Genomic DNA, 20,380 nt, shown 5'->3' on the forward strand with positions numbered 1-20,380 from the left:
ATCGGACTCATGCTGCTTTTTCTGGCTGAACTGCTGACGCATTTTCAAAGTGCCTTCAACGTCTTCGGATATCTCACCCTGCGCATCATCTTGGGGACGCTGACGGCGCTCTTTCTGAGCCTGTGGATGGGGCCGCAGATGATCAAGCGCCTGGTCGAGCGCCAGATCGGTCAGGCGGTACGCGACGACGGCCCCCAATCGCACCTTTCCAAGGCCGGCACCCCGACCATGGGTGGCGCGCTGATCCTGATCTCGATCGCCGTGAGCACGCTGCTGTGGGGCGATCTGACCAACCATTACGTGTGGCTGGTACTGGCGGTCACGCTGGGCTTCGGCGCGATCGGCTGGGTCGATGACTTCCGCAAGGTGGTGGAGAAGAATCCGCGCGGCCTGCCGGCACGCTGGAAGTACTTCTGGCAGTCGGTGATCGGCCTCGGCGCGGCGCTGGTGCTCTACTTCACTGCCGCCAGCCCGGTCGAGATCAGCCTGATCGTGCCGCTATTCAAGGATGTGGTGATTCCCCTCGGCGGCTTCTTCGTGGTGCTCAGCTATCTGGTCATCGTCGGTAGCTCCAATGCGGTCAACCTGACCGACGGGCTCGACGGGCTGGCGATCATGCCCACCGTGCTGGTATCGATGGGGCTGGCGGTGTTCGCCTACGCCAGCGGCAATGCGGTATTCGCCAACTATCTGCACATTCCCGAAGTGCCCGGGGCCGGCGAGCTGGCGGTCTTCTGCGGCACCATCGCCGGGGCCGGTCTCGGCTTTCTGTGGTTCAACACCTATCCGGCCCAGGTGTTCATGGGGGATGTGGGCGCCCTGGCACTGGGTGCCGCGCTGGGCGTGGTCGCGGTGATCGTGCGCCAGGAGATCGTGCTGTTCATCATGGGCGGGGTATTCGTGATGGAAACAGTCTCGGTGATCCTGCAGGTGGGCTCCTACAAGCTGACCGGGCGGCGCATTTTCCGCATGGCGCCGCTGCATCACCATTTCGAACTCAAGGGGTGGCCCGAACCGCGCGTCATCGTGCGTTTCTGGATCGTCACCGTGATGCTGGTCCTGCTGGGGCTGGCGACACTCAAGCTGCGCTGATCCCATGAGCTCGATATCGCAGCGTGCCAACGACCTGCCGGCCGGCCCGCGTCTGGTGGTGGGCCTGGGTATCTCCGGGCGCGCCATCGCGCGCTTTCTGCGCGCGCGGGGCGAAGCCTTCGTCATGGCGGATACGCGCAGCGCGCCGCCGGGCCTGGAAGCCTTCCGCGCCGACTTCCCCGAGGTGTCGCTGCACCTGGGCGCCCTCGAGACGCTGGATCTGGACGCCTTCAGCGAGATCGCAGTGAGCCCGGGGGTGGATACCGTTGGCGCCGGTCTTGCGCCCTATCGGCACAAGCTGGTGGGTGAGATCGGGCTGTTCCGGCGCTACTGTCAGGCACCGCTGGTGGCGATCACTGGCTCCAACGCCAAGTCCACGGTGACCACGCTGGTGGGCGAGATGGCGCAGGAGGCGGGGCTCGACGTCGCCGTGGGCGGCAACCTCGGCGAGGCGGCGCTGGATCTGCTGCTCGACCGGCCCGAGGCGGCCTGGTTCGTGCTCGAGCTGTCGAGTTTTCAGCTTGAAAGCCTGGAGACGCTGGATGCGGCCTGTGCGGCTTTCCTCAATCTCTCCGAGGATCATCTCGACCGTCATGGCGACATGGCCGGCTACCGCGCCGCCAAGGCGCGTATCTTCCGCGGCGCCGAGCGCGCGGTGGTCAATGCCGAAGACCGTGCCACCTGGCCCGACGACCCCCGGCTGCCCTGCGTGCGCTTCACCCGGGCCGCGCCCGGCGGCGCCGACGAGTGGGGAGTGGCGGTGCCTGCCGGTGCCGACACGCCCTGGCTGTGTCGCGGCACCGAGGGGCTGATGCCGGTCTCCGAGCTGGCCATGGCGGGGCGCCACAACCAGGCCAACGCCCTGGCGGCGGCGGCCATCGGTGAGGCGATGGGCCTGCCGTGGGCGGCGATGCGTCGGGTACTGACGCGTTTCGCCGGGCTGCCTCATCGCGGCGAGGTGGTGGTCGAGCGCCACGGTGTGCGCTGGATCAACGACTCCAAGGGTACCAACGTGGGCGCGACCCTGGCCGCCATCGCCGGCGTCGGCGAAGGGCTCGCCGGGCGTCTGGTGTGGCTCGGCGGGGGTGTCGGCAAGGGCGCCGATTTCACCCCGCTGGCACCGCCGCTGGCGCGCCACGCCCGCGAGGCGGTGGTCTTTGGCCAGGATGCCGAGCGCCTGGCCGCGGCGCTGGCGGGGCACCTGCCGGTGACCCGGGTCGAGACCCTGGCCGAGGCGATGCGTCGGGCCGCGGCCATCGCCGAGCCCGGCGATTGCGTGCTGCTGTCGCCGGCCTGCGCCAGTCTCGATCAGTTCCCCAACTATCTGGCGCGCGGCGCGGCGTTCCGCGAGATTCTGGCGCAAGGGCAGGAAGCCACATGCTGAAAGGGTTGGAACAACGCTTCACCACCCGCCATCAATCCTTCGATGGCTGGTTGCTGCTGTCGGCATTGGCGCTGATGCTGATCGGTTGGGTCATGGTCACCTCGGCCTCCACCGAGATCGCCGCCAGTCTCACCGGCAACCCTTACTACTTCAGCATTCGCCACGGCATCTTCGTGCTCGCGGCGATCGGGGTTGGGCTGCTGGCGGTGCGTCTACCGCTGTGGTGGTGGCGCGAGAAGGGGCCGATGCTGCTGATCCTGGGGCTGGTGCTGCTGGTGCTGGTACTGCTGGTGGGGCGCGAGATCAACGGCAGCCGGCGCTGGATTCCGCTGGGCATCGTCAACGTCCAGGCCTCCGAGGTCGCCAAGCTGTTCATGATCGTCTACGTCGCCGGCTATCTCGAGCGCTTTTTGCCCGAGGTGCGCCGCACCTGGGGCGCCTTCATGCGGCCGCTGGCAGTGATGGCTTTGATCGGCTTTCTGCTGATTCTGGAGCCGGACTACGGCGCCGTGGTGGTAATGACCGGCTGCGTGATGGGCATGCTGCTGCTCTCGGGGGCGCCGCTGTGGCGCTTTCTGCTGATCCTGATCGTGGTCGGCTCGGGCGCGGTGATGCTGGCCGTGGCCGAACCCTATCGCCTGCAGCGTATCACCAGCTTCGCCAACCCCTGGGCGGATCAGTACAACACCGGCTATCAGCTGACCCAGGCGCTGATCGCCTTCGGGCGTGGACACTGGTTGGGTCTGGGGCTGGGCAATAGCGTGCAGAAGCTCTTTTATCTGCCCGAGGCGCACACCGACTTCGTATTCGCGGTGCTGGCCGAGGAGCTGGGCCTATTCGGGGCGGTGGGGGTGATCCTGCTGTTCGCCCTGCTGGTGTTCCGCGCCTTTCGCATCGGCCGCAAGGCGGAGCTGGCGCGGATGCCGTTCGCCGCTTACCTGTGCTACGGCATTGCGCTGGTGATCGGTGCCCAGGCCTTCATCAACATCTCGGTGAGTTCGGGCATGCTGCCGACCAAGGGGCTGACGCTGCCGCTGTTGAGCTACGGCGGCTCGAGCCTGATCGTCAGCGGCATCATGGTGGCGATGCTGTTCCGGGTCGACGCCGAGGTCCGCCGCGGCCAGCGGCGTGCTGCTGCGGCGGCGCAGGAGGCATCGTCGGAATCCGCGGCGCGGCAGTCGCAGGGGAGCGAGACATGAGCCAACTCGAGCGCGTCCTGATCATGGCCGGGGGGACCGGTGGCCACGTGGTGCCGGCGCTGTCGCTGGCGCGGGCGCTGGTCCAGCGCGGCGTCACGGTGGAGTGGCTGGGCAGCCCACGGGGGATCGAGAATCGGCTGGTGCCGGCGGCCGGGCTGGTGTTGCACCAGATCGACGTGGCTGGCCTGCGCGGTAACGGTCTGGCCGGCTGGTTGGCGATCCCGTGGCGGTTGAGCCGCGCCGTGGCGCAGGCGCGCCGCGTGATCCAGCGCTTCGACCCGCAGCTGGTGATCGGGCTGGGCGGATTCGCCAGCGGTCCCGGCGGGCTCGCCGCACGGCTCTGCGGTAAGCCGCTGCTGGTGCATGAGCAGAATGCCATCGCCGGACTGACCAATCGCGCCCTGGCACGCCTGGCGACGCGCACCTACGCCGCCTTCCCCGGGGCCTTCCCGGCTGCGCGTGCCGAGGTGGTGGGCAATCCGGTACGCGAAGAGATCGCACATCTGGGCGAGTCGCCACGGGCGGCGAGCGGGATGACCGAGCGTCCGCTACGGCTGCTGGTGCTGGGCGGCTCGCTGGGCGCGCAGGCGCTCAACGAGCGCCTGCCCGAGGCGCTGGCGGCGCTACCCGCCGAAGCCCGCCCGGCGGTGCGTCACCAGGCCGGCCGTGACAAGGAGTCCGCGACCCAGGTGCGTTACCGCGAGGCTGGGGTGGCCGCCGAGGTGAGTGACTTCATCGATGACATGGCCGCGGCCTACGCCTGGGCCGATCTGATCGTCTGTCGCGCCGGCGCGCTGACGATCGCCGAACTGAGCGCGGCGGCCAAGCCGTCGCTACTGGTGCCGTTCCCCCACGCGGTGGACGATCACCAGACCCACAATGCGCGCCATCTGGTCGCGGCCGGTGGCGCTGAATTGATACAGCAGAGCGAGTTGACGCCGCAGCGGCTGACGCAGGCGCTCGACGCGCTGCTGCGCCCCGAGGTGCTCGCCCAGATGGCGATCCAGGCGCGTCGGGTAGCTCATCTGGATGCCGTCGAGCGCATGCTCGAGGGCTGCATGGAGGTAGCAAGTGAGCGATAGCATCGAGAGCCGTCCGGTTCGTTCGCATCTGGGGATGCGGCGAATTCGTGGGATCCATTTCGTCGGCATCGGCGGTGCCGGCATGTGTGGCATCGCCGAGGTGCTGGCCAACGAGGGCTACACCGTCAGCGGCAGCGATCTGCGCGAGTCGACGGTGACCCAGCATCTGCGTGAGTGCGGCATTCGCGTGGCGATCGGGCATGCCGAGGTCAACGCCGAGGGCGCCGACGTGGTGGTGGTCTCCACCGCGGTGGACGCCAGCAACCCGGAGATCGCCTGGGCCCGGGAGCATCGCGTGCCGGTAGTGCGGCGCGCCGAGATGCTGGCCGAGCTGATGCGCTTTCGCCACGGCATCGCGGTCGCCGGCACCCATGGCAAGACCACCACCACCAGTCTGCTGTCGACGCTGCTGGGTGAGGCGGGGCTCGACCCGACCTTCGTCATCGGTGGCAAGCTGACCAGCGCCGGCACCAACGCGCGCCTCGGCGCCGGCGAGTTTCTGGTCGCCGAAGCCGACGAGTCGGATGCGTCCTTCCTGCACCTGCAGCCGATGACCGCCATCGTCACCAATATCGATGCCGACCACATGGCGACCTACGATGGTGACTTCTCGCGCTTGAAGAACACCTTCATCGAGTTTCTGCACAACCTGCCGTTCTACGGTCGCGCGGTGCTGTGCATCGATGACGATAACGTGCGTGAGCTGCTGCCGCGGGTGCAGCGCCACTTCGTCACCTATGGCTTCAGCGAGGACGCCGACTTTCGCGTCACCGAGTTCTGGCAGGAGGCAGGGGAGATCGGCTTCGTCGCGGTGCGCCCCGAGGGGCATGCCGATCTGCGCATCCGGCTGGCGATGCCGGGGGCGCACAACGCGCTCAACGCGCTGGCGGCAATCGCCGTGGCCACCGATGCCGGCGTCGCCGACGCCGATATCGTCGCCGGCATGGCCTCCTTCGGCGGCGTCGGCCGGCGCTTCCAAGTGCACGGTCACTATCCGCTCAAGCAGGGTGGCGAGGTGATGCTGGTGGATGACTACGGCCACCATCCGCGCGAAGTCGAGATGGTGATCCGCGCGGTGCGCGCCGGCTGGCCGGAGCGCCGTCTGGTGATGGTCTACCAGCCGCACCGCTATAGCCGTACCCGCGATCTCTACGAAGACTTCGTGCGCGTGCTCTCGGGAGTCGACACGCTGCTGCTGCTGGATGTCTACAGCGCCGGCGAAGCGCCCATCCCTGGTGCCGAAGGCAAGATGCTGGCCGGTTCGATCCGCCAGCGCGGTCTGGTCGACCCGATGTTCGTCGAGGACAAGGCCGCGCTGCCCGATATGCTCTCCCATGTGTTGCGTCCCGACGACATCCTGATCACCCAGGGCGCAGGCGACGTCGGTGGCATCGCGCTCAAGCTGGCCGGTAGCGGTCTCGATCTCGACGAGGTGACGCTTTGAGCCACAGCTCGACCCACCTGACGAGCCTGGTGCGGAGGCGTCAGCGATGAACGCCAATGCGCGCGGTGCGCTGATCGGCGTGCTGATGATCTTCGTCCTGCTGGGTGCCGGTGGGCGTGCGCTGTGGCTGTGGCTGGACAAGCCGATCGCCCGGGTCTCGATCAGCGGCGATCTGGAGTATGTCAGCGCCAGTTACCTGCAGCAGCAGCTGGCACCGCTGATCCGCGGCCACACCTGGCTCTCCATCGATCTGCCGGAGCTGCGGGATCAGGCGCGCAAGATCCAGTGGCTGCGCGAGGTCAAGGTCACCCGTGAGTGGCCCAATGCGCTGCGTTTCGAGCTCTACGAGCAGGACCCGGTGGCGCGCTGGAATGACGATGCGCTGCTCAACAGCCGTGGCCAGCCGTTCCTGCCCGGGCCGATCGACGATTTCGGTCGGCGCCTGCCCGATCTCGGCGGCCCCGAGGGGAGTGGGCGCGAGGTGCTGGCTTACTATGACTCGCTGCGGCGCACACTCTCCGATCTCGGACTCGAGGTCACCCAACTGCGGCTCGAAGCGCGTGGGGCCTGGCGTTTCCAGGTCAACGACAATGTCTGGGTGATTCTCGGGCGCAGTGATCTGGATGCCCGGCTGGCGCGCTTCATTGCAGCCTGGCAGCGCCAGTTGGGCGCTCAGGCGTCGCAGATTCGCTACATCGATCTGCGTTATCCCAATGGTGTTGCGGTGGCCTGGCACGGAGAGACCGACACCGGCAGCGCAGCCAACTAACGTGGCGTGCTGACAGCGAACGCGCCTTTTGCGCATCGGGTCCGGGCGCCGCGCTGGCCACTGCATCCGGCGTCATGACGGGGGTGCAGGCGTCCACCGGCGTTGCCATCTCGCTACACTCGCGACAAAAAAAGCGGCCCTTGGTGCGACCATTTCCCTTTTTTAGAAAAAGGGCTTACTGTGGCTTTTGTTTCAGCGATGGGCTGGTGAAAAAGGCTCGCTTGTTTCTATAATAAGCCAGGATCTTTATTGGCCCATTTTTGACGGGTTTTATCGGTGTTTGAGGAGCGATCCCGACCTATGGCAGGACAATCCAACGCTTCCAATATGGTGGTCGGGCTGGATATCGGAACATCCAAGGTGGTCGCCATCGTGGGGCAACCCACGGACGATGGCGGTCTGGAAATCGCCGGGATTGGTTCGCATCCTTCGCGGGGCATGAAGAAGGGTGTGGTGATCAACATCGAGTCGACCGTGCAGTCGATTCAGCGTGCCGTCGAGGAAGCCGAGCTGATGGCCGGCTGCGACATCCATTCCGTCTATGTCGGCATCGCCGGCAGTCACATCAGCTCGATGAACTCCGATGGCGTGGTCGCCATCAAGGAGCGTGAAGTCGGCCCGAGTGACATCGAGCGGGTGATCGACTCCGCCCGTGCGCGCGCCATCTCCGAAGGCCAACGTGTGCTGCACGTCATTCCGCAGGAGTTCGCGATCGATACCCAAGAGGGGATTCGCGAGCCGCTGGGAATGTCAGGGGTGCGTCTGGAGGCGCGCGTGCATCTGGTGACCGCTGCGCTCAACGCGGTGCAGAACATCGAGAAGTGCGTGCGCCGCTGTGGTCTCGAAGTCGATGACATCATTCTCGAGCAGATCGCTTCCAGTCATGCCGTGCTCACCGAAGACGAGCGCGAGCTAGGCGTGTGCATGGTCGACATCGGTGGCGGCACCACCGATATCGCGGTATTCACCGAAGGGGCGATTCGCCACACGGCGGTGATTCCGATCGCCGGCGACCAGGTCACCAATGACATCGCCATGGCCCTGCGTACGCCGACCCAGTACGCCGAAGACATCAAGGTCAAGTACGCCTGCGCGCTGACCCAGCTGGCCAGCAGCGACGAGATGATCAAGGTGCCGAGCGTCGGCGACCGCCCCTCGCGGGATCTGTCGCGCCAGGCCCTGGCCGAGGTGGTCGAGCCGCGCTACGAGGAGCTCTTCACGCTGGTGCGCGAGGAGCTCCGGCGCAGCGGCTACGAGGATCTGGTCGCCGCCGGCGTGGTATTGACCGGTGGCACTTCGCGCATGGAGGGGGTGGTCGAGCTGGCAGAGGAGATCTTCCACATGCCGGTGCGTATCGCTTCCCCGCACAATGTGCGCGGTTTGGCCGACGTGGTGCGCAACCCGATTTATTCGACCGGGGTAGGTTTGCTACTCTACGGCATGCAAGATGCCAAGCACGCTCGCGCAGTATCAGCCCAGCCTCAACGGGAAGAGCTTCTTCCCCGACGCGGAACCAGGGACGAGGTTTCGGCGTTGGCGCGACTCAAAGGCTGGTTTAAAGGAAATTTCTGATAGGCCGCGACGCGGTCTTGGAGACGGGGCAATGTTCGAACTAGTAGATAACGCACCTTCCAGTAGTGCAGTCATCAAAGTCATCGGTGTCGGCGGCGGTGGCGGCAATGCCGTCAACCACATGGTCGAGAGCAACATCGAGGGCGTCGAGTTCATCTGCGCCAACACCGATGCCCAGGCGCTCAAGCGCGTGGCGGCCAAGACCGTACTCCAGCTGGGTGGCGAGATCACCAAGGGCCTGGGTGCCGGCGCCAATCCTGAAGTCGGGCGTCAGGCGGCGATGGAAGATCGCGAGCGCATCGCCGAGATGCTGCAGGGTGCCGACATGGTCTTCATCACCGCCGGCATGGGCGGTGGCACGGGTACCGGCGGCGCCCCGGTCGTTGCCCAGGTGGCCAAGGAGCTGGGCATCCTGACCGTGGCGGTGGTCACGCGTCCGTTCCCGTTCGAAGGGCCCAAGCGCATGCGCGCGGCGGAAGAGGGCATGAAGGCGCTCTCCGAGTACGTCGATTCGCTGATCACCATCCCCAATGAGAAGCTGCTCTCGGTGCTGGGCAAGAACGCCAGCCTGCTGACTGCGTTCAGTGCAGCCAATGACGTGCTGCTGGGTGCAGTGCAGGGTATTGCCGAGCTGATCACCAGCCCGGGTATCATCAACGTCGACTTCGCCGACGTGCGCACCGTGATGTCCGAGATGGGCATGGCGATGATGGGCACCGGCGCCGCGACCGGTGAGAACCGTGCGCGCGAGGCCGCCGAGAAGGCGATCCGCAGCCCGCTGCTCGAAGACATCGATCTGCACGGCGCCCGCGGCATTCTGGTCAACATCACCGCCGGGCCGGATCTCTCCATCGGTGAGTTCAACGACGTCGGTGCGACGGTGCAGGAGTTCGCCTCCCAGGACGCTACCATCGTCGTGGGTACGTCGATCGACATGGAGATGTCCGACGAGTTGCGCGTGACCGTGGTGGCGGCTGGCCTGGATGCGCAGAAAGAGAAAGCGCTGCCGCGCGAAAGTGTGGCTTCGCGTCCCGAACCGACCGATTACCGCAAGCTGCAGCAGCCCGCCGTGATGCGCCAGCAGGCAGCCCGCGCCGAGCAGGAAGCTGCCGCAGCCAAAAAGCAGCAGAGCCAGGAGAAGCGCAAGTCTGCCGAGATGGATGACTATCTCGACATTCCGGCCTTCCTGCGCCGCCAGGCGGACTGAACACGGAGCGTCACACGACGCTCATCATTCTGTCACGTCGATATGTTTGGTGAAACGGTCGTTCGGTGTTATAGTGAACACCGTTTTCAAACTATTTGACTGTCAGGTCGATGCCGATGATCAAACAACGAACGTTGCAGAACACGATCCGCGCCACTGGCGTGGGCCTCCATTCCGGGGAAAAAGTGTATCTGACGCTGCGTCCCGCGGCGCCTAACACCGGCATCGTGTTCGTGCGTACCGATCTCGACCCTGTCGTGCAGATTCCCGCTGACGCCCAGAGCGTCACCGACACCAAACTGTGCACCGCGCTGTCACGGGATGGGGTCAAGGTGGCCACGGTCGAGCATCTGATGTCGGCGTTTGCCGGCCTCGGTATCGACAACGCCTATGTCGAACTGAGTGCCGCCGAAGTGCCGATCATGGATGGCAGCGCCGGTCCGTTCGTATTCCTGATCCAGTCCGCCGGTATCGCCGAGCAGGCCGCGCCCAAGAAGTTCATCCGTATCAAGCGTGAGGTGACAGTCAGCGACGACGGCAAGCAGGCTACCTTCCTGCCGCACAACGGCTTCAAGGTGAGCTTTGCGATCGACTTCGATCACCCGGTGTTCGACCAGCAGAAGCAGACCGCCAGCGTCGATTTCTCCACGACCTCCTTCGTCAAGGAAGTGTCGCGGGCGCGTACCTTTGGCTTCATGCGTGATCTCGAGTTTCTGCGCTCGCAGAACCTGGCCCTTGGTGGCAGTCTCGACAACGCTATCGTGGTCGACGACTATCGCATCGTGAACCAGGATGGCCTGCGCTACGAGGACGAGTTCGTCAAGCACAAGATGCTCGACGCCATCGGCGACCTCTATCAGCTTGGCTATAGCCTGATCGGCGAGTTCCGTGGCTACAAGTCCGGCCACGGTCTCAACAATCAGCTGTGCCGCGAGCTGCTGGCCCATCCGGAAGCTTTCGAGATCGTGACCTTCGAGGCAGCTGCCGAGCCGGCACCTATCTCCTACGCCGCACCGGCGATGGCCTGACGAAAGACGTGTTTCGATCGTCGCCGCAGACGAATATGCGGCCACGATCTATGACGACGCCGACCCCAATGGGTCGGCGTCTTCGTTTTCGGGGATGCTGCCGGGTAGTCGAGAGTACGTGCTGTTCGAGAGGGCGGTCTCTGCTGGCCTAGTGCGAGCTGTCGTTGCCGCCTTCGGACTCCGCGGGCTCGGCATGGGAGGCGAGGCGGGTGAGCGCGCGCCGCAGTGGCGACTCATCCATGCCCGCCGCGCACTGGGTCAGCGCGCTGGCGCCGGCTGGGGTCAGATGGCGGACCTGGCGCGGGGCGACCTTGACCGGGCGCACCGGGCGCACCTTGAGCGACAGCTTCATCACCGCCTCGAAGCCCGGTAGCTGATGCAGCAGCTTGAGCAGACGCGGCTGCTCGTAGCGCAGCCAGGTGAGCCAGGCGGCGCGATCGGTGATCAGGGTCAGCACGCCGTCGCGGTAGCCGCCGACGAACACGTGCTCGGCCACGTCCGGCGGCAGCTGGCGGCGCAGGTGGCGCTGGGCGCGGTCGATCAGCGTGGCCATGCGCACCACGTCGCCGAGGCCGCTGGGCTGGCCGAGCAGATGGGAAACGGACTGGGCTCGAAAACGCTTAGCCTTTATACTCATCGGCTTGCACGCAGTGGGGAAAGTTCCCCCAAACCTATCACGACGCGGAGTTCGTCGACAGCATGACATCGGCCCATTCGCATACCGGCCACACGGGCGCCCGCTGGCGACCGCGCCAGCGGGCGCATTGGTGGCTGGCCAGCGTGCTGGTGGGTTGCTTGCTGCCAGCCGGACTGGTGCAGGCCGAGGCGCTGCGCTTGGCCGAGCGACTGGCCCAGGTCTATTTGATGGCGCCGGAGGAGATCCGCGCCGAGTCCCGCCGTGTTGCCCGTGCGCCGATCACGCATCCGCAGCCCCCGCGGCTGGCCTTGCCGACTCTGGTCGGTGTGCTGCCGGCCCTGGTCGCGGTGCGGCGTCTGGCCCACGACGCCTTTTCCCGCCGCGGCCCGCCGCTTCCTGCCTGACTTTCATCGCTTGTCGCAGCGCCGCTACCGCCGGTCCGAAGGCCGCGGAGGCGCCCATGAATGACGCAGGAACTCCATCATGTTGAACGTATTGGTCAAGAAACTGGTCGGCTCGAAGAACGAGCGCGACGTCAAGCGGATGCGCAAGCAGGTTACGGCGATCAATGCGCTGGAAGAGACCATCGCCGCGCTCGACGATGCTGCGCTCGCCGCCAAGACCGCCGAATTCCGCAGCCGCCTGGAGGCGGGTGAAAAGCACGACGCCCTGCTGCCCGAAGCCTTTGCCGTGGTACGCGAGGCGAGCAAGCGGGTGCTCGGCATGCGCCACTTCGACGTCCAGATGGTCGGCGGCATGGCGCTTCACGACGGCCGTATCGCCGAGATGAAGACCGGTGAGGGCAAGACCCTGGTGGGCACCCTGGCGGTATACTTCAACGCGCTGCCGGGCAAGGGCGTGCATGTGGTCACGGTCAACGACTACCTGGCCAGCCGCGACGCCAACTGGATGCGCCCGCTGTATGAATTCCTCGGCCTCAGCGTCGGCGTGATCGCCTCCGGGCAGCCCAACGAGGAGAAGCGCAAGGCCTACGCCTGCGACATCACCTACGGCACCAACAACGAGTACGGCTTCGACTATCTGCGCGACAACATGGCCTTCTCGCTCGAGGACAAGGTCCAGCGCCCGCTCAACTACGCCATCATCGACGAGGTCGACTCGATCCTGATCGACGAGGCGCGTACCCCGCTGATCATCTCCGGCCCGGTGGAAGAGGATGTCGAACTCTACCGCACCATCGGCACGCTATCGCAGCGGCTCGAGCAGTGCAGTGACGAGGAGGACCCGAGCAGCGGCGACTTCCTGATCGACGAGAAGCAGAAACAGGTGGAGCTGACCGAAGAGGGCCACCAGAAAGTCGAGGGGCTGATGCGCGAGGCCGGCCTGCTCAAGGAGGAGGATTCGCTCTACGCGGTCCAGAACCTGGGGCTTCTGCAGCATATCCACTCGGCGCTGCGCGCGCGCTGCCTCTACCATCGCGATGTCGACTACATCATCGCCGACAACCAGATCGTCATCGTCGACGAGCACACCGGGCGCACCATGCCGGGTCGGCGCTGGTCGGAAGGCCTGCACCAGGCGGTCGAGGCCAAGGAGGGCGTGCCCATTCAGCGCGAGAGCCAGACGCTCGCCTCGACCACCTTCCAGAACTACTTCCGCCTCTATGACAAGCTGGCCGGCATGACCGGTACCGCCGACACCGAGGCGTTCGAGTTCAATCATATCTACGGCCTCGACGTGCTGGTGATCCCCACCAACCGTCCGCTGGCACGCAAGGATCTCAACGACCTTGTATTCATGAGCGCCGAGGAGAAGTTCGAGGCGATCATCGAGGACGTCAAGGCCCAGCGTGAGGCCGAGCGCCCGGTGCTGGTGGGTACCGCCTCGATCGAGACCTCGGAGTATCTGTCGCGGCTGATGCAGGCGCAGAAGATTCCGCACAACGTGCTCAACGCCAAGCAGCACGACAGCGAAGCCGAGATCATCGCCCAGGCCGGCCGCCCCGGGGCGGTGACCATCGCCACCAACATGGCTGGCCGCGGTACCGATATCATGCTCGGCGGCAGCTGGGAGGCCGACGTGGCCAAGCTGGAGTCGCCCAGCGAGGCGCAGATCGAGGCGATCAAGGCCGAGTGGCAGCAGCGTCACGACGCCGTGCTCGCCGCCGGTGGCCTGCATGTGGTCGGCTCTGAGCGTCACGAGTCACGGCGTATCGACAACCAGCTGCGCGGGCGTGCCGGGCGCCAGGGTGACCCGGGCTCGACCCGCTTCTTCCTCTCGCTGGAGGACAACCTGATGCGCCTGTTCGGCTCCGAGCGGGTGCAGCGTCTGATGGGCGCCCTGGGGCTGGAGCGTGGTGAAGCGATCGAGCACAAGATGGTCTCGAACGCGGTCGAGCGCGCGCAGAAGAAGGTCGAAGGGCGCAACTTCGATATCCGCAAGCAACTGCTCGAGTACGACGACGTTTCCAACGATCAGCGCCGGGTGATCTACGACCAGCGTGACGAGATCCTGGCCGCCGACGAGATCTCCGATAACATCGCCAGCATTCGCGATGAGGTGCTCGATCAGACCATTTCCACCTATGTGCCGCCCCAGAGCCTGCCGGAACAGTGGGAGCTGGCCAATCTGCAGGACCAGCTCAAGCAGGAGTTCAATCTCGACCTGCCGATCGTCGAGTGGGCCGAGCAGGATCAGAACTTCAACGAAGAGATGCTGCGCCAGCGGTTGCTGGATCAGCACCGCGGCCAGTACACCGCCAAGGTCGAGGCAATCGGGCGCGAGATGATGCAGCGCTTCGAGAAGCAGGTGATGCTGCAGGTACTGGATACCCGCTGGAAGGAGCATCTGCAGTCGATGGACCACCTGCGTCGGGGTATCCATCTGCGCGGCTACGCGCAGAAGAACCCCAAGCAGGAGTACAAGCGTGAAGCCTTCGAGCTGTTCCAGTCGCTGCTCTACAACATCAAGCACGACGTGACGCGCATCCTGAGCCACGTTCAGGTACGCCGTCAGGAAGAGGTCGAGGACCTCGAGCGCCAACGCCGTGAAGCGCTGGAGCGCGAACAGGCCGGCAGCCAGTCGCTCCACGAGGAGGCGGTTGCCGCCGCGCGCGAGACCGCGGAAGGGGCCGAGGAGCCCGCCGCCCAGACTGGCGACGACAACGCGCCGGTACGCCGCGAAGGGCCCAAGGTAGGGCGCAACGACCCCTGCCCGTGCGGCTCGGGCAAGAAGTTCAAGCAGTGCCACGGCAAACTGAACTGAGCACGGCAAACTGAACTGAGCATGACTCGGCGCCGCGCTGCGCGGTGCCCACGAGGAGAGACGAGATGGCAGTAGGCGAGGCGAGCTTTCCGCACATGCCGGCGATCGATGGCGTTCGGCTGAGTGCCGCAATGGCCGGAATCAAGAAGCCCAACCGCCGCGATCTGGTGGTGATCGAGATTCCCGAAGGGGGCAGCGTCGCGGCCACCTTCACCCGCAACGCGTTCTGCGCCGCGCCGGTGCATGTCGCCAAGGCGCATCTGGCGCAGACGTCGCCGCGCTATCTGCTGATCAATACCGGCAATGCCAACGCCGGTACCGGCAGCCGCGGGATCGCCGATGCCGAGCGCTGCTGCAGCGCCCTGGCCGAGCTCGCCGGGGTCGACGCGCAGCAGGTGCTGCCGTTCTCCACTGGCGTCATCGGCGAGCCGCTGCCGGTGGAGAAGATCGCTGCCGGTCTGCCGCAGGCGCTGGCAGGGCTCGACGTCGGGCAGTGGGCCGAAGCCGCCGAAGGCATCCTGACCACGGATACCCGGGTCAAGGGTGCCACGGCGCAGGTCGAGCTGAGCGGCGGCACGGTGACGCTCAACGGTATCAGCAAGGGCTCGGGCATGATCAAGCCCAACATGGCTACCATGCTGGGCTTCGTCGCCTGCGATGCCGAGATCCCCGCGGCCACCCTGAACCAGTGGCTGCGCGAGGCGGTCGCCGTGTCGTTCAACGCGATCACCGTCGACTCCGATACCTCCACCAACGATGCCTGCACCCTGATCGCCACCGGACGCGGGCCGCAGGTGGTATCGGCGGAGGACGAGCGCCGCTTCCGCGCGGCGCTGACCCAGGTGCTCACCGAGCTGGCCCAGGCGATCATCCGCGATGCCGAGGGCGCGACCAAGTTCGTGACTCTGGAGGTCGAGGAGGCCGCCAGCGTCGAGGAGGCGCGTGAAGTCGCCTTCACCGTGGCCCACTCGCCGCTGGTCAAGACCGCGCTCTACGCCTCCGACGCCAACTGGGGGCGTATCCTGGCGGCGGTCGGGCGCGCCCCGGTGGAGGCTCTCGATGTCGAGCGTATCGTCATCGATCTGGGCGACGTGCGTCTGGTCGAGCACGGCGGGCGCGCCGAGAGCTATACCGAAGCGGCGGGTAGCCGGGTGATGGCACAAGCGGAGATCACCATTCGGATCCGGCTCGGCCGGGGCGAGGCCCGGGCCACCGTCTGGACCTCGGATCTGTCCCACGACTACGTCTCGATCAACGCGGACTACCGCAGTTGAGAGCAGGCCGCGGTGCGGCCTGCTAACACGAGGCGTGACACTCAGCGAAGCAACACCTCAAGGTGCGAGAGATTTAGCAAGATGATGAAGAGACGGGTTCACGTAGCGGCGGCAGCCGTCATCCGCGACGACGGGCGCGTGCTGATCGCGCGGCGCCCAGCGACCGCGGACCAGGGCGGCCTGTGGGAGTTTCCCGGCGGCAAGCTGGCGCCCTACGAAACCGGCTTCGAGGCGCTCAAGCGCGAGCTGAGCGAAGAGCTGGGTATCCAGATCCGGCGCGCTCAGCCGCTGATTCGGGTGCATCACGAGTATCCCGACAAGCACATCCTGCTCGACGTGTGGCAGGTCCGTGACTACGACGGCGAGCCATACGGCCGCGAGGGGCAGCCGGTGCGCTGGGTGGGGGTCGACGACCTGCCCAACTATCCGTTCCCCGCGGCCAATCTGCCGATCCTGCGTGCGGTGGCGTTGCCCCAGGAGTACCTGATCACCGCCGAAGAGCCCGACGAGGCGGTGTTCCAGGAGCGTCTGGAGCGGGCGCTGCGCGAGGACAACATTCGTCTGGTCCAGCTGCGGGCCAAGACTCTCGACGACGCCGCCTATCAGGCGCGGGCCGAGAGCACCCTGGCGCTGTGCCGGCGCTACGGCGCCAAACTGCTGCTCAACGCCGATCCGGCGTGGCTGGAGCGGGTGGATGCCGATGGTATCCATCTGACCAGCGCGCGTCTGATGACGCTCAAGCAGCGCCCGATCCCCGCCAACAAGTGGCTGGGCGCCTCGACCCATGGCGACGAGCAACTGACCCAGGCTGGCCAGATCGACTGTGACTTCGTCACGCTCTCGCCGCTGGCGCCGACGCCCTCGCATCCCGATGCGATCACCATCGGTTGGCACGATTTCCAGCAGATGGTCGAGACGGCGGCGATGCCGGTCTTCGCCCTCGGCGGGATGACCCGGCACCACGCCAACCAGGCGCGTGGTGTCGGCGCTCAGGGTATCGCCTCGATCCGGGATTTCTGGCGTCACGACCGCTGACCTCTCGGGCCGCGCGAGCCTGGCTGCCTACGCAAACGCCGCTCCTCAGGGAGCGGCGTTTGCGTTGGTGACGGCTTGGGGTGTTCGAGGCGCAGCAGCCGTGTTCGATATGTACTTCAGCGTCGAGGGATGAGCGCTTCGCCGCCTGGCAGGCGCTGGATTTCGGCTACTCGCCGCGCTCCAGGCGATCGATCAGCTCGTCGAGCTGTGTCTCGTCCATGTGCGGCTCACCTGGAATGCGGTGGCTGCCGTCGGCCCAGGCGCCCAGGTCGAGCAGCTTGCAGCGCTGGGAGCAGAAGGGCCGATAGGGGTTGTCTGTGGTCCAGGCGATCGGCGTCTGGCACTGCGGGCAGCGCACCTTGAGTGCGCCGCCGGTGGCGCCATCATCGGCGTGGCGGGAGTCGTTACCGGAGGTCATGAGTGGCCATGTCGTTGCGGTGATGCCGCCCACTGGCGATAGCGTTCATCCAGGCGGGCGACCTGATCGAGAAGCATCTCTTTGTCACCGCTATTGTCGATGACGTCATCGGCGGCTGCAAGGCGCGCCTGACGCGAGCTCTGGGCGGCGAGAATCGCTTCCACCTGCTCCCGGGGCACGCCATCGCGGGCCAGGGTGCGCTCGATCTGCAGCGACTCGGGAACATCGATCACCAGCACCCGCGAGACCATCTCGCGCTGGCCGCTCTCGATCAGCAGCGGCGAGATCAGCAGGCAGTAGGGAGCATCACCGCCGCGCAGGCGGCTCAGATGGGCCTGCAGGCGTTGGCGAATGCGCGGGTGGGTCTGGTGCTCGAGCCACTGCCGCTCGGCAGGGTCGGCAAAGACGCGCGCACGCAGGGCGCGGCGGTCGAGGCTGCCGTCTGCATCGAGCACCCCCGCTCCAAAATGCTCGACGATTGCGGCCAGCGCCGGCTCGCCCGGCATCACCACCTCGCGGGCTACGGCATCGGCATCGATGCCCGGGATACCCCGGGCAGCAAAGGCCTCGGCGACCGCGCTCTTGCCCGAGCCGATCCCTCCGGTGACACCGATCACCGGCGGCAACTGGTGAGTGGGCGTTCGCTGGAGTGTATCGCTCATCCTGCACCTCCTAGCAGCAGCGCCTGGTAGCTGGCCTGCAGCGGCGCGCCTACCAGCAGTGCAACCCAGCCGGCGAGGGCAATGAACGGGCCGAACGGTAGCGGCTGGCCGCGTTCATGGCGGCGGCCGACGATCAGCGCAATACCGATCAGCGTACCGGCGCCGGCGGAGAGCAGCAGCAGCAGCGGCAGATTCTGCCAGCCCAGCCAGGCGCCCAGCGCCGCCATCAGCTTGAAGTCGCCATGGCCCATTCCCTCCTTGCCGGTGGTCAGCTTGAACAGCCAGTACACCGCCCACAGCACCAGGTAGCCGGCGGCAGCGCCAAGCACGGCGCTGCCGAGCCACAGCGGGTGGTAGGCCCACTGGTAGAGCAGGCCGGCCCATAGCAGCGGCAGGGTGAGCGCATCCGGCAGCAGCTGGGTGCGCCAGTCGATCACCGCCAGCGCAAGTAGTACCAGGCAGGCGCCGACCAGCCACAGCGTCTCGACACTGGGCCCGTGAATCGCCATCGCGGCCAGGGCCATGCCGCCGGCGAGCAGCTCGACCAGCGGGTACTGCGGGCTGATCGTTGCGCTACAGGCGGCACAGCGACCGCGGCGCTTGAGCCAGCCGATCAGCGGCAGGTTGTCGTGCCAGGCGATGAACTGGCCGCAGGCGGGGCAGTGCGAGCGTGGCAGCAGCAGGTCGTAGCGTGGCATGGGCTCGGCTTCCAGCTCGAGCGCGGCGCGCGCCTCGGCGCGCCAGCGCCGCATCAACATCACCGGCAGGCGCACGATCACCACGTTGATGAAGCTGCCCAGGCAGGCGCCGAGCACGAACGCCAGGGGCCACAGCAGCCAGGGGGAAAGTTGTGACAACGCAAACTCCCGCTTGATCCAGTCGACAAGGTGGCACAGGGTAACGTATCGCCGCCTTCAGGGCCGCCTCTTCGCTCAGAGGGCGTTTACAAATTCGACGAGCGAAGGCAGGACAAGGCGAAATCGGCCGAAAAAGCGGAGTTTACTTGAGGTAAATGAGTATTTTGAGGTCGATTTCAACGCCGTATTGCCGAGCGCAGGCATTTTGTAAACGTCCTCTCAAATGGCCGAGCCCATCTGAAAAATCGGCAGATACATCGACGCCACCAGACCGCCCACCAGCACCCCCAGCACCACGATGATCAGCGGCTCGAGCAGCGAGGTGAGCGCATCGACCTGGTTGTCGACCTCCTCTTCATAGAAGTCGGCGACCTTGTCGAGCATGGTGTCGAGGTCGCCCGCTTCCTCACCGATGCTCACCATCTGCACCGCCATGATCGGGAAGATGCCGGCCCGGCGCATGGCGAAGGCGAGCTGCTGGCCGTCGCCGACATCGTCGCGCAGGCCGATGATCGCCCGCTGGTGCACGCGGTTGCCGGTCGCACCCGCGGCGGTCTCGAGCGCCTCCACCAGCGGAACGCCGGCATTGAAGGTCGTCGCCAGGGTGCGCGAGAAGCGCGCGATCGAGCCCTTGTCGAGAATGCTGCCGAGCACCGGCAGGCGCAGCAGGAGCTGGTCGACCCGATAGGCGAAACGCGGCGAGCGCTTGACCGCCCGGCGCAGCGCGAAAACCACGACCACCAGCGCCAGCAGTGCCTGCCACCAGTGCGCCTGGGCCAGCTCGGAGAGCTCGATGGTGAAGCGGGTGAAGGCCGGTAGCTCGGCGCCGAAGCCGGCGAACAGGCTCTCGAACTGCGGCACCACCTTGATCAGCAGCAGGGCGGTGACGCCGACCCCCACCGCGACTACCGCGATGGGGTAGTAGAGCGCCTTCTTGATACGCCCCTTCAGGGTGTCGATCTTTTCGCGATAGCTGGCCAGGCGCTCGAGCATACGATCCAGCGCCCCCGACTGCTCGCCGGCGGCGACCATGTTGACGAACATGCGGTCGAAGCGCTGCGGATGACGCGATAGCGCCTGCGAGAAGCTGGCCCCGGCGCTGATGTCGTTGCCCAGGGTCTCGACCAGGTTGCGCATCGCCGGATTGCGTAGCGTCTCGGCGACCACCTTGCACGCCTGCAGCAGCGGCACGCCAGCGCGGAGCATGGTCGCCAGCTGGCGCGCGAACAGGGTGATGTCGCGCTGGCGCACACGGCCGATGCCGAATGGGCTGGTCTTGCGCGTGATGCGCTTGACGATGATCTTCTGACGCGCCAACTCCTGGCGGACCTCGCTGATCTCGCTGGCGATCAGTTCTCCGCTCACCGTCTCACCGCGCAGATTCTTGCCGCGCCAGTGCCAACGGTGCATCACCAGGCGCTTGGGAGGCTTCGCCGTTGTTGCCATGTCAGGACTCCTGAAAGCGTTGGGCCGAGAGCGTGTCGCTTCGTATGCG

18 protein-coding genes are annotated in these 20,380 nt (G+C 66.2%); 13 read left to right on the forward strand and 5 right to left on the reverse strand.

Annotation, left to right across the window (positions count from 1 at the left end; translation table 11 throughout):
• The first annotated feature begins 9 nt into the window (after positions 1-9).
• The 9 genes from mraY to lpxC all read left to right on the forward strand — a co-directional run bounded on the left by mraY (position 10) and on the right by lpxC (position 10,777).
• Complete coding sequence (mraY, locus tag QO259_RS06255) at positions 10-1,092, forward strand: phospho-N-acetylmuramoyl-pentapeptide-transferase (RefSeq protein WP_035473771.1); 1,083 nt, start codon at positions 10-12, stop codon at positions 1,090-1,092.
• 4 nt (positions 1,093-1,096) lie between these two features.
• Positions 1,097-2,476 carry a UDP-N-acetylmuramoyl-L-alanine--D-glutamate ligase gene (gene murD, locus QO259_RS06260; protein WP_285952203.1) on the forward strand — a complete coding sequence of 460 codons (1,380 nt, stop codon included), beginning with the start codon at positions 1,097-1,099 and terminating at the stop codon, positions 2,474-2,476.
• The gene (gene ftsW, locus QO259_RS06265; RefSeq protein ID WP_285952204.1) at positions 2,470-3,675 is read left to right on the forward strand and encodes a putative lipid II flippase FtsW; all 1,206 of its coding nucleotides are present in this window, start codon (positions 2,470-2,472) and stop codon (positions 3,673-3,675) included. Before murD ends, ftsW begins: the two co-directional genes overlap by 7 nt.
• The gene (gene murG / locus QO259_RS06270) at positions 3,672-4,757 is read left to right on the forward strand and encodes an undecaprenyldiphospho-muramoylpentapeptide beta-N-acetylglucosaminyltransferase (RefSeq protein WP_285952205.1); all 1,086 of its coding nucleotides are present in this window, start codon (positions 3,672-3,674) and stop codon (positions 4,755-4,757) included. The genes ftsW and murG overlap by 4 nt, the downstream gene beginning before the upstream one ends.
• A 34-nt stretch (positions 4,758-4,791) precedes the next feature.
• Positions 4,792-6,201, forward strand: a complete 1,410-nt coding sequence (gene murC / locus QO259_RS06275; protein WP_285952741.1) for a UDP-N-acetylmuramate--L-alanine ligase — start codon at positions 4,792-4,794, stop codon at positions 6,199-6,201.
• A gap of 46 nt (positions 6,202-6,247) precedes the next feature.
• Positions 6,248-6,970, forward strand: coding sequence for a cell division protein FtsQ/DivIB (locus QO259_RS06280; RefSeq protein WP_207037356.1), 723 nt, complete (start codon positions 6,248-6,250; stop codon positions 6,968-6,970).
• Positions 6,971-7,270: 300 nt separating this feature from the next.
• The gene (gene ftsA / locus QO259_RS06285) at positions 7,271-8,542 is read left to right on the forward strand and encodes a cell division protein FtsA (protein ID WP_207037357.1); all 1,272 of its coding nucleotides are present in this window, start codon (positions 7,271-7,273) and stop codon (positions 8,540-8,542) included.
• A 31-nt stretch (positions 8,543-8,573) separates the two neighbouring features.
• Positions 8,574-9,749 (forward strand): cell division protein FtsZ, encoded by a 1,176-nt coding sequence (ftsZ, locus tag QO259_RS06290; protein ID WP_035473756.1) that lies wholly within the window; start codon positions 8,574-8,576, stop codon positions 9,747-9,749.
• A 116-nt stretch (positions 9,750-9,865) separates the two neighbouring features.
• Positions 9,866-10,777: a UDP-3-O-acyl-N-acetylglucosamine deacetylase gene (gene lpxC, locus QO259_RS06295; RefSeq protein WP_207037358.1), complete on the forward strand. Its 912-nt coding sequence runs from the start codon at positions 9,866-9,868 to the stop codon at positions 10,775-10,777.
• Between the two features lie 148 nt (positions 10,778-10,925).
• Here lpxC and QO259_RS06300 read toward each other — a convergent pair whose 3' ends face one another.
• A complete protein-coding gene (locus tag QO259_RS06300) occupies positions 10,926-11,414 on the reverse strand; it encodes a DUF721 domain-containing protein (RefSeq protein WP_285952206.1) in 489 nt (162 codons plus the stop codon).
• A gap of 62 nt (positions 11,415-11,476) precedes the next feature.
• On the opposite strand from QO259_RS06300, the gene QO259_RS06305 reads away from it, so the two are divergent.
• The 4 genes from QO259_RS06305 to QO259_RS06320 all read left to right on the forward strand — a co-directional run bounded on the left by QO259_RS06305 (position 11,477) and on the right by QO259_RS06320 (position 16,948).
• Positions 11,477-11,818: a hypothetical protein gene (locus QO259_RS06305; protein WP_285952207.1), complete on the forward strand. Its 342-nt coding sequence runs from the start codon at positions 11,477-11,479 to the stop codon at positions 11,816-11,818.
• 79 nt (positions 11,819-11,897) lie between these two features.
• Complete coding sequence (secA, locus tag QO259_RS06310; protein WP_285952208.1) at positions 11,898-14,639, forward strand: preprotein translocase subunit SecA; 2,742 nt, start codon at positions 11,898-11,900, stop codon at positions 14,637-14,639.
• Positions 14,640-14,704: 65 nt separating this feature from the next.
• Positions 14,705-15,913 carry a bifunctional glutamate N-acetyltransferase/amino-acid acetyltransferase ArgJ gene (argJ, locus tag QO259_RS06315; protein ID WP_285952209.1) on the forward strand — a complete coding sequence of 403 codons (1,209 nt, stop codon included), beginning with the start codon at positions 14,705-14,707 and terminating at the stop codon, positions 15,911-15,913.
• A gap of 81 nt (positions 15,914-15,994) precedes the next feature.
• Positions 15,995-16,948, forward strand: coding sequence for a Nudix family hydrolase (locus QO259_RS06320; protein ID WP_285952210.1), 954 nt, complete (start codon positions 15,995-15,997; stop codon positions 16,946-16,948).
• Between the two features lie 166 nt (positions 16,949-17,114).
• On the opposite strand, the gene yacG is transcribed toward QO259_RS06320, so the two are convergent.
• The 4 genes from yacG to QO259_RS06340 form a co-directional block, all read right to left on the reverse strand.
• A complete protein-coding gene (gene yacG, locus QO259_RS06325; protein ID WP_051895981.1) occupies positions 17,115-17,366 on the reverse strand; it encodes a DNA gyrase inhibitor YacG in 252 nt (83 codons plus the stop codon).
• Complete coding sequence (gene coaE, locus QO259_RS06330) at positions 17,363-18,028, reverse strand: dephospho-CoA kinase (protein WP_285952211.1); 666 nt, start codon at positions 18,026-18,028, stop codon at positions 17,363-17,365. The genes yacG and coaE overlap by 4 nt, the downstream gene beginning before the upstream one ends.
• Positions 18,025-18,885, reverse strand: a complete 861-nt coding sequence (locus tag QO259_RS06335) for a prepilin peptidase (protein WP_285952212.1) — start codon at positions 18,883-18,885, stop codon at positions 18,025-18,027. Before QO259_RS06335 ends, coaE begins: the two co-directional genes overlap by 4 nt.
• Positions 18,886-19,104: 219 nt before the next feature.
• The gene (locus QO259_RS06340; RefSeq protein WP_285952213.1) at positions 19,105-20,331 is read right to left on the reverse strand and encodes a type II secretion system F family protein; all 1,227 of its coding nucleotides are present in this window, start codon (positions 20,329-20,331) and stop codon (positions 19,105-19,107) included.
• Positions 20,332-20,380 lie beyond the last annotated feature (49 nt).

The organism is Salinicola sp. JS01, from assembly GCF_030284585.1.
Lineage (GTDB): Bacteria > Pseudomonadota > Gammaproteobacteria > Pseudomonadales > Halomonadaceae > Salinicola.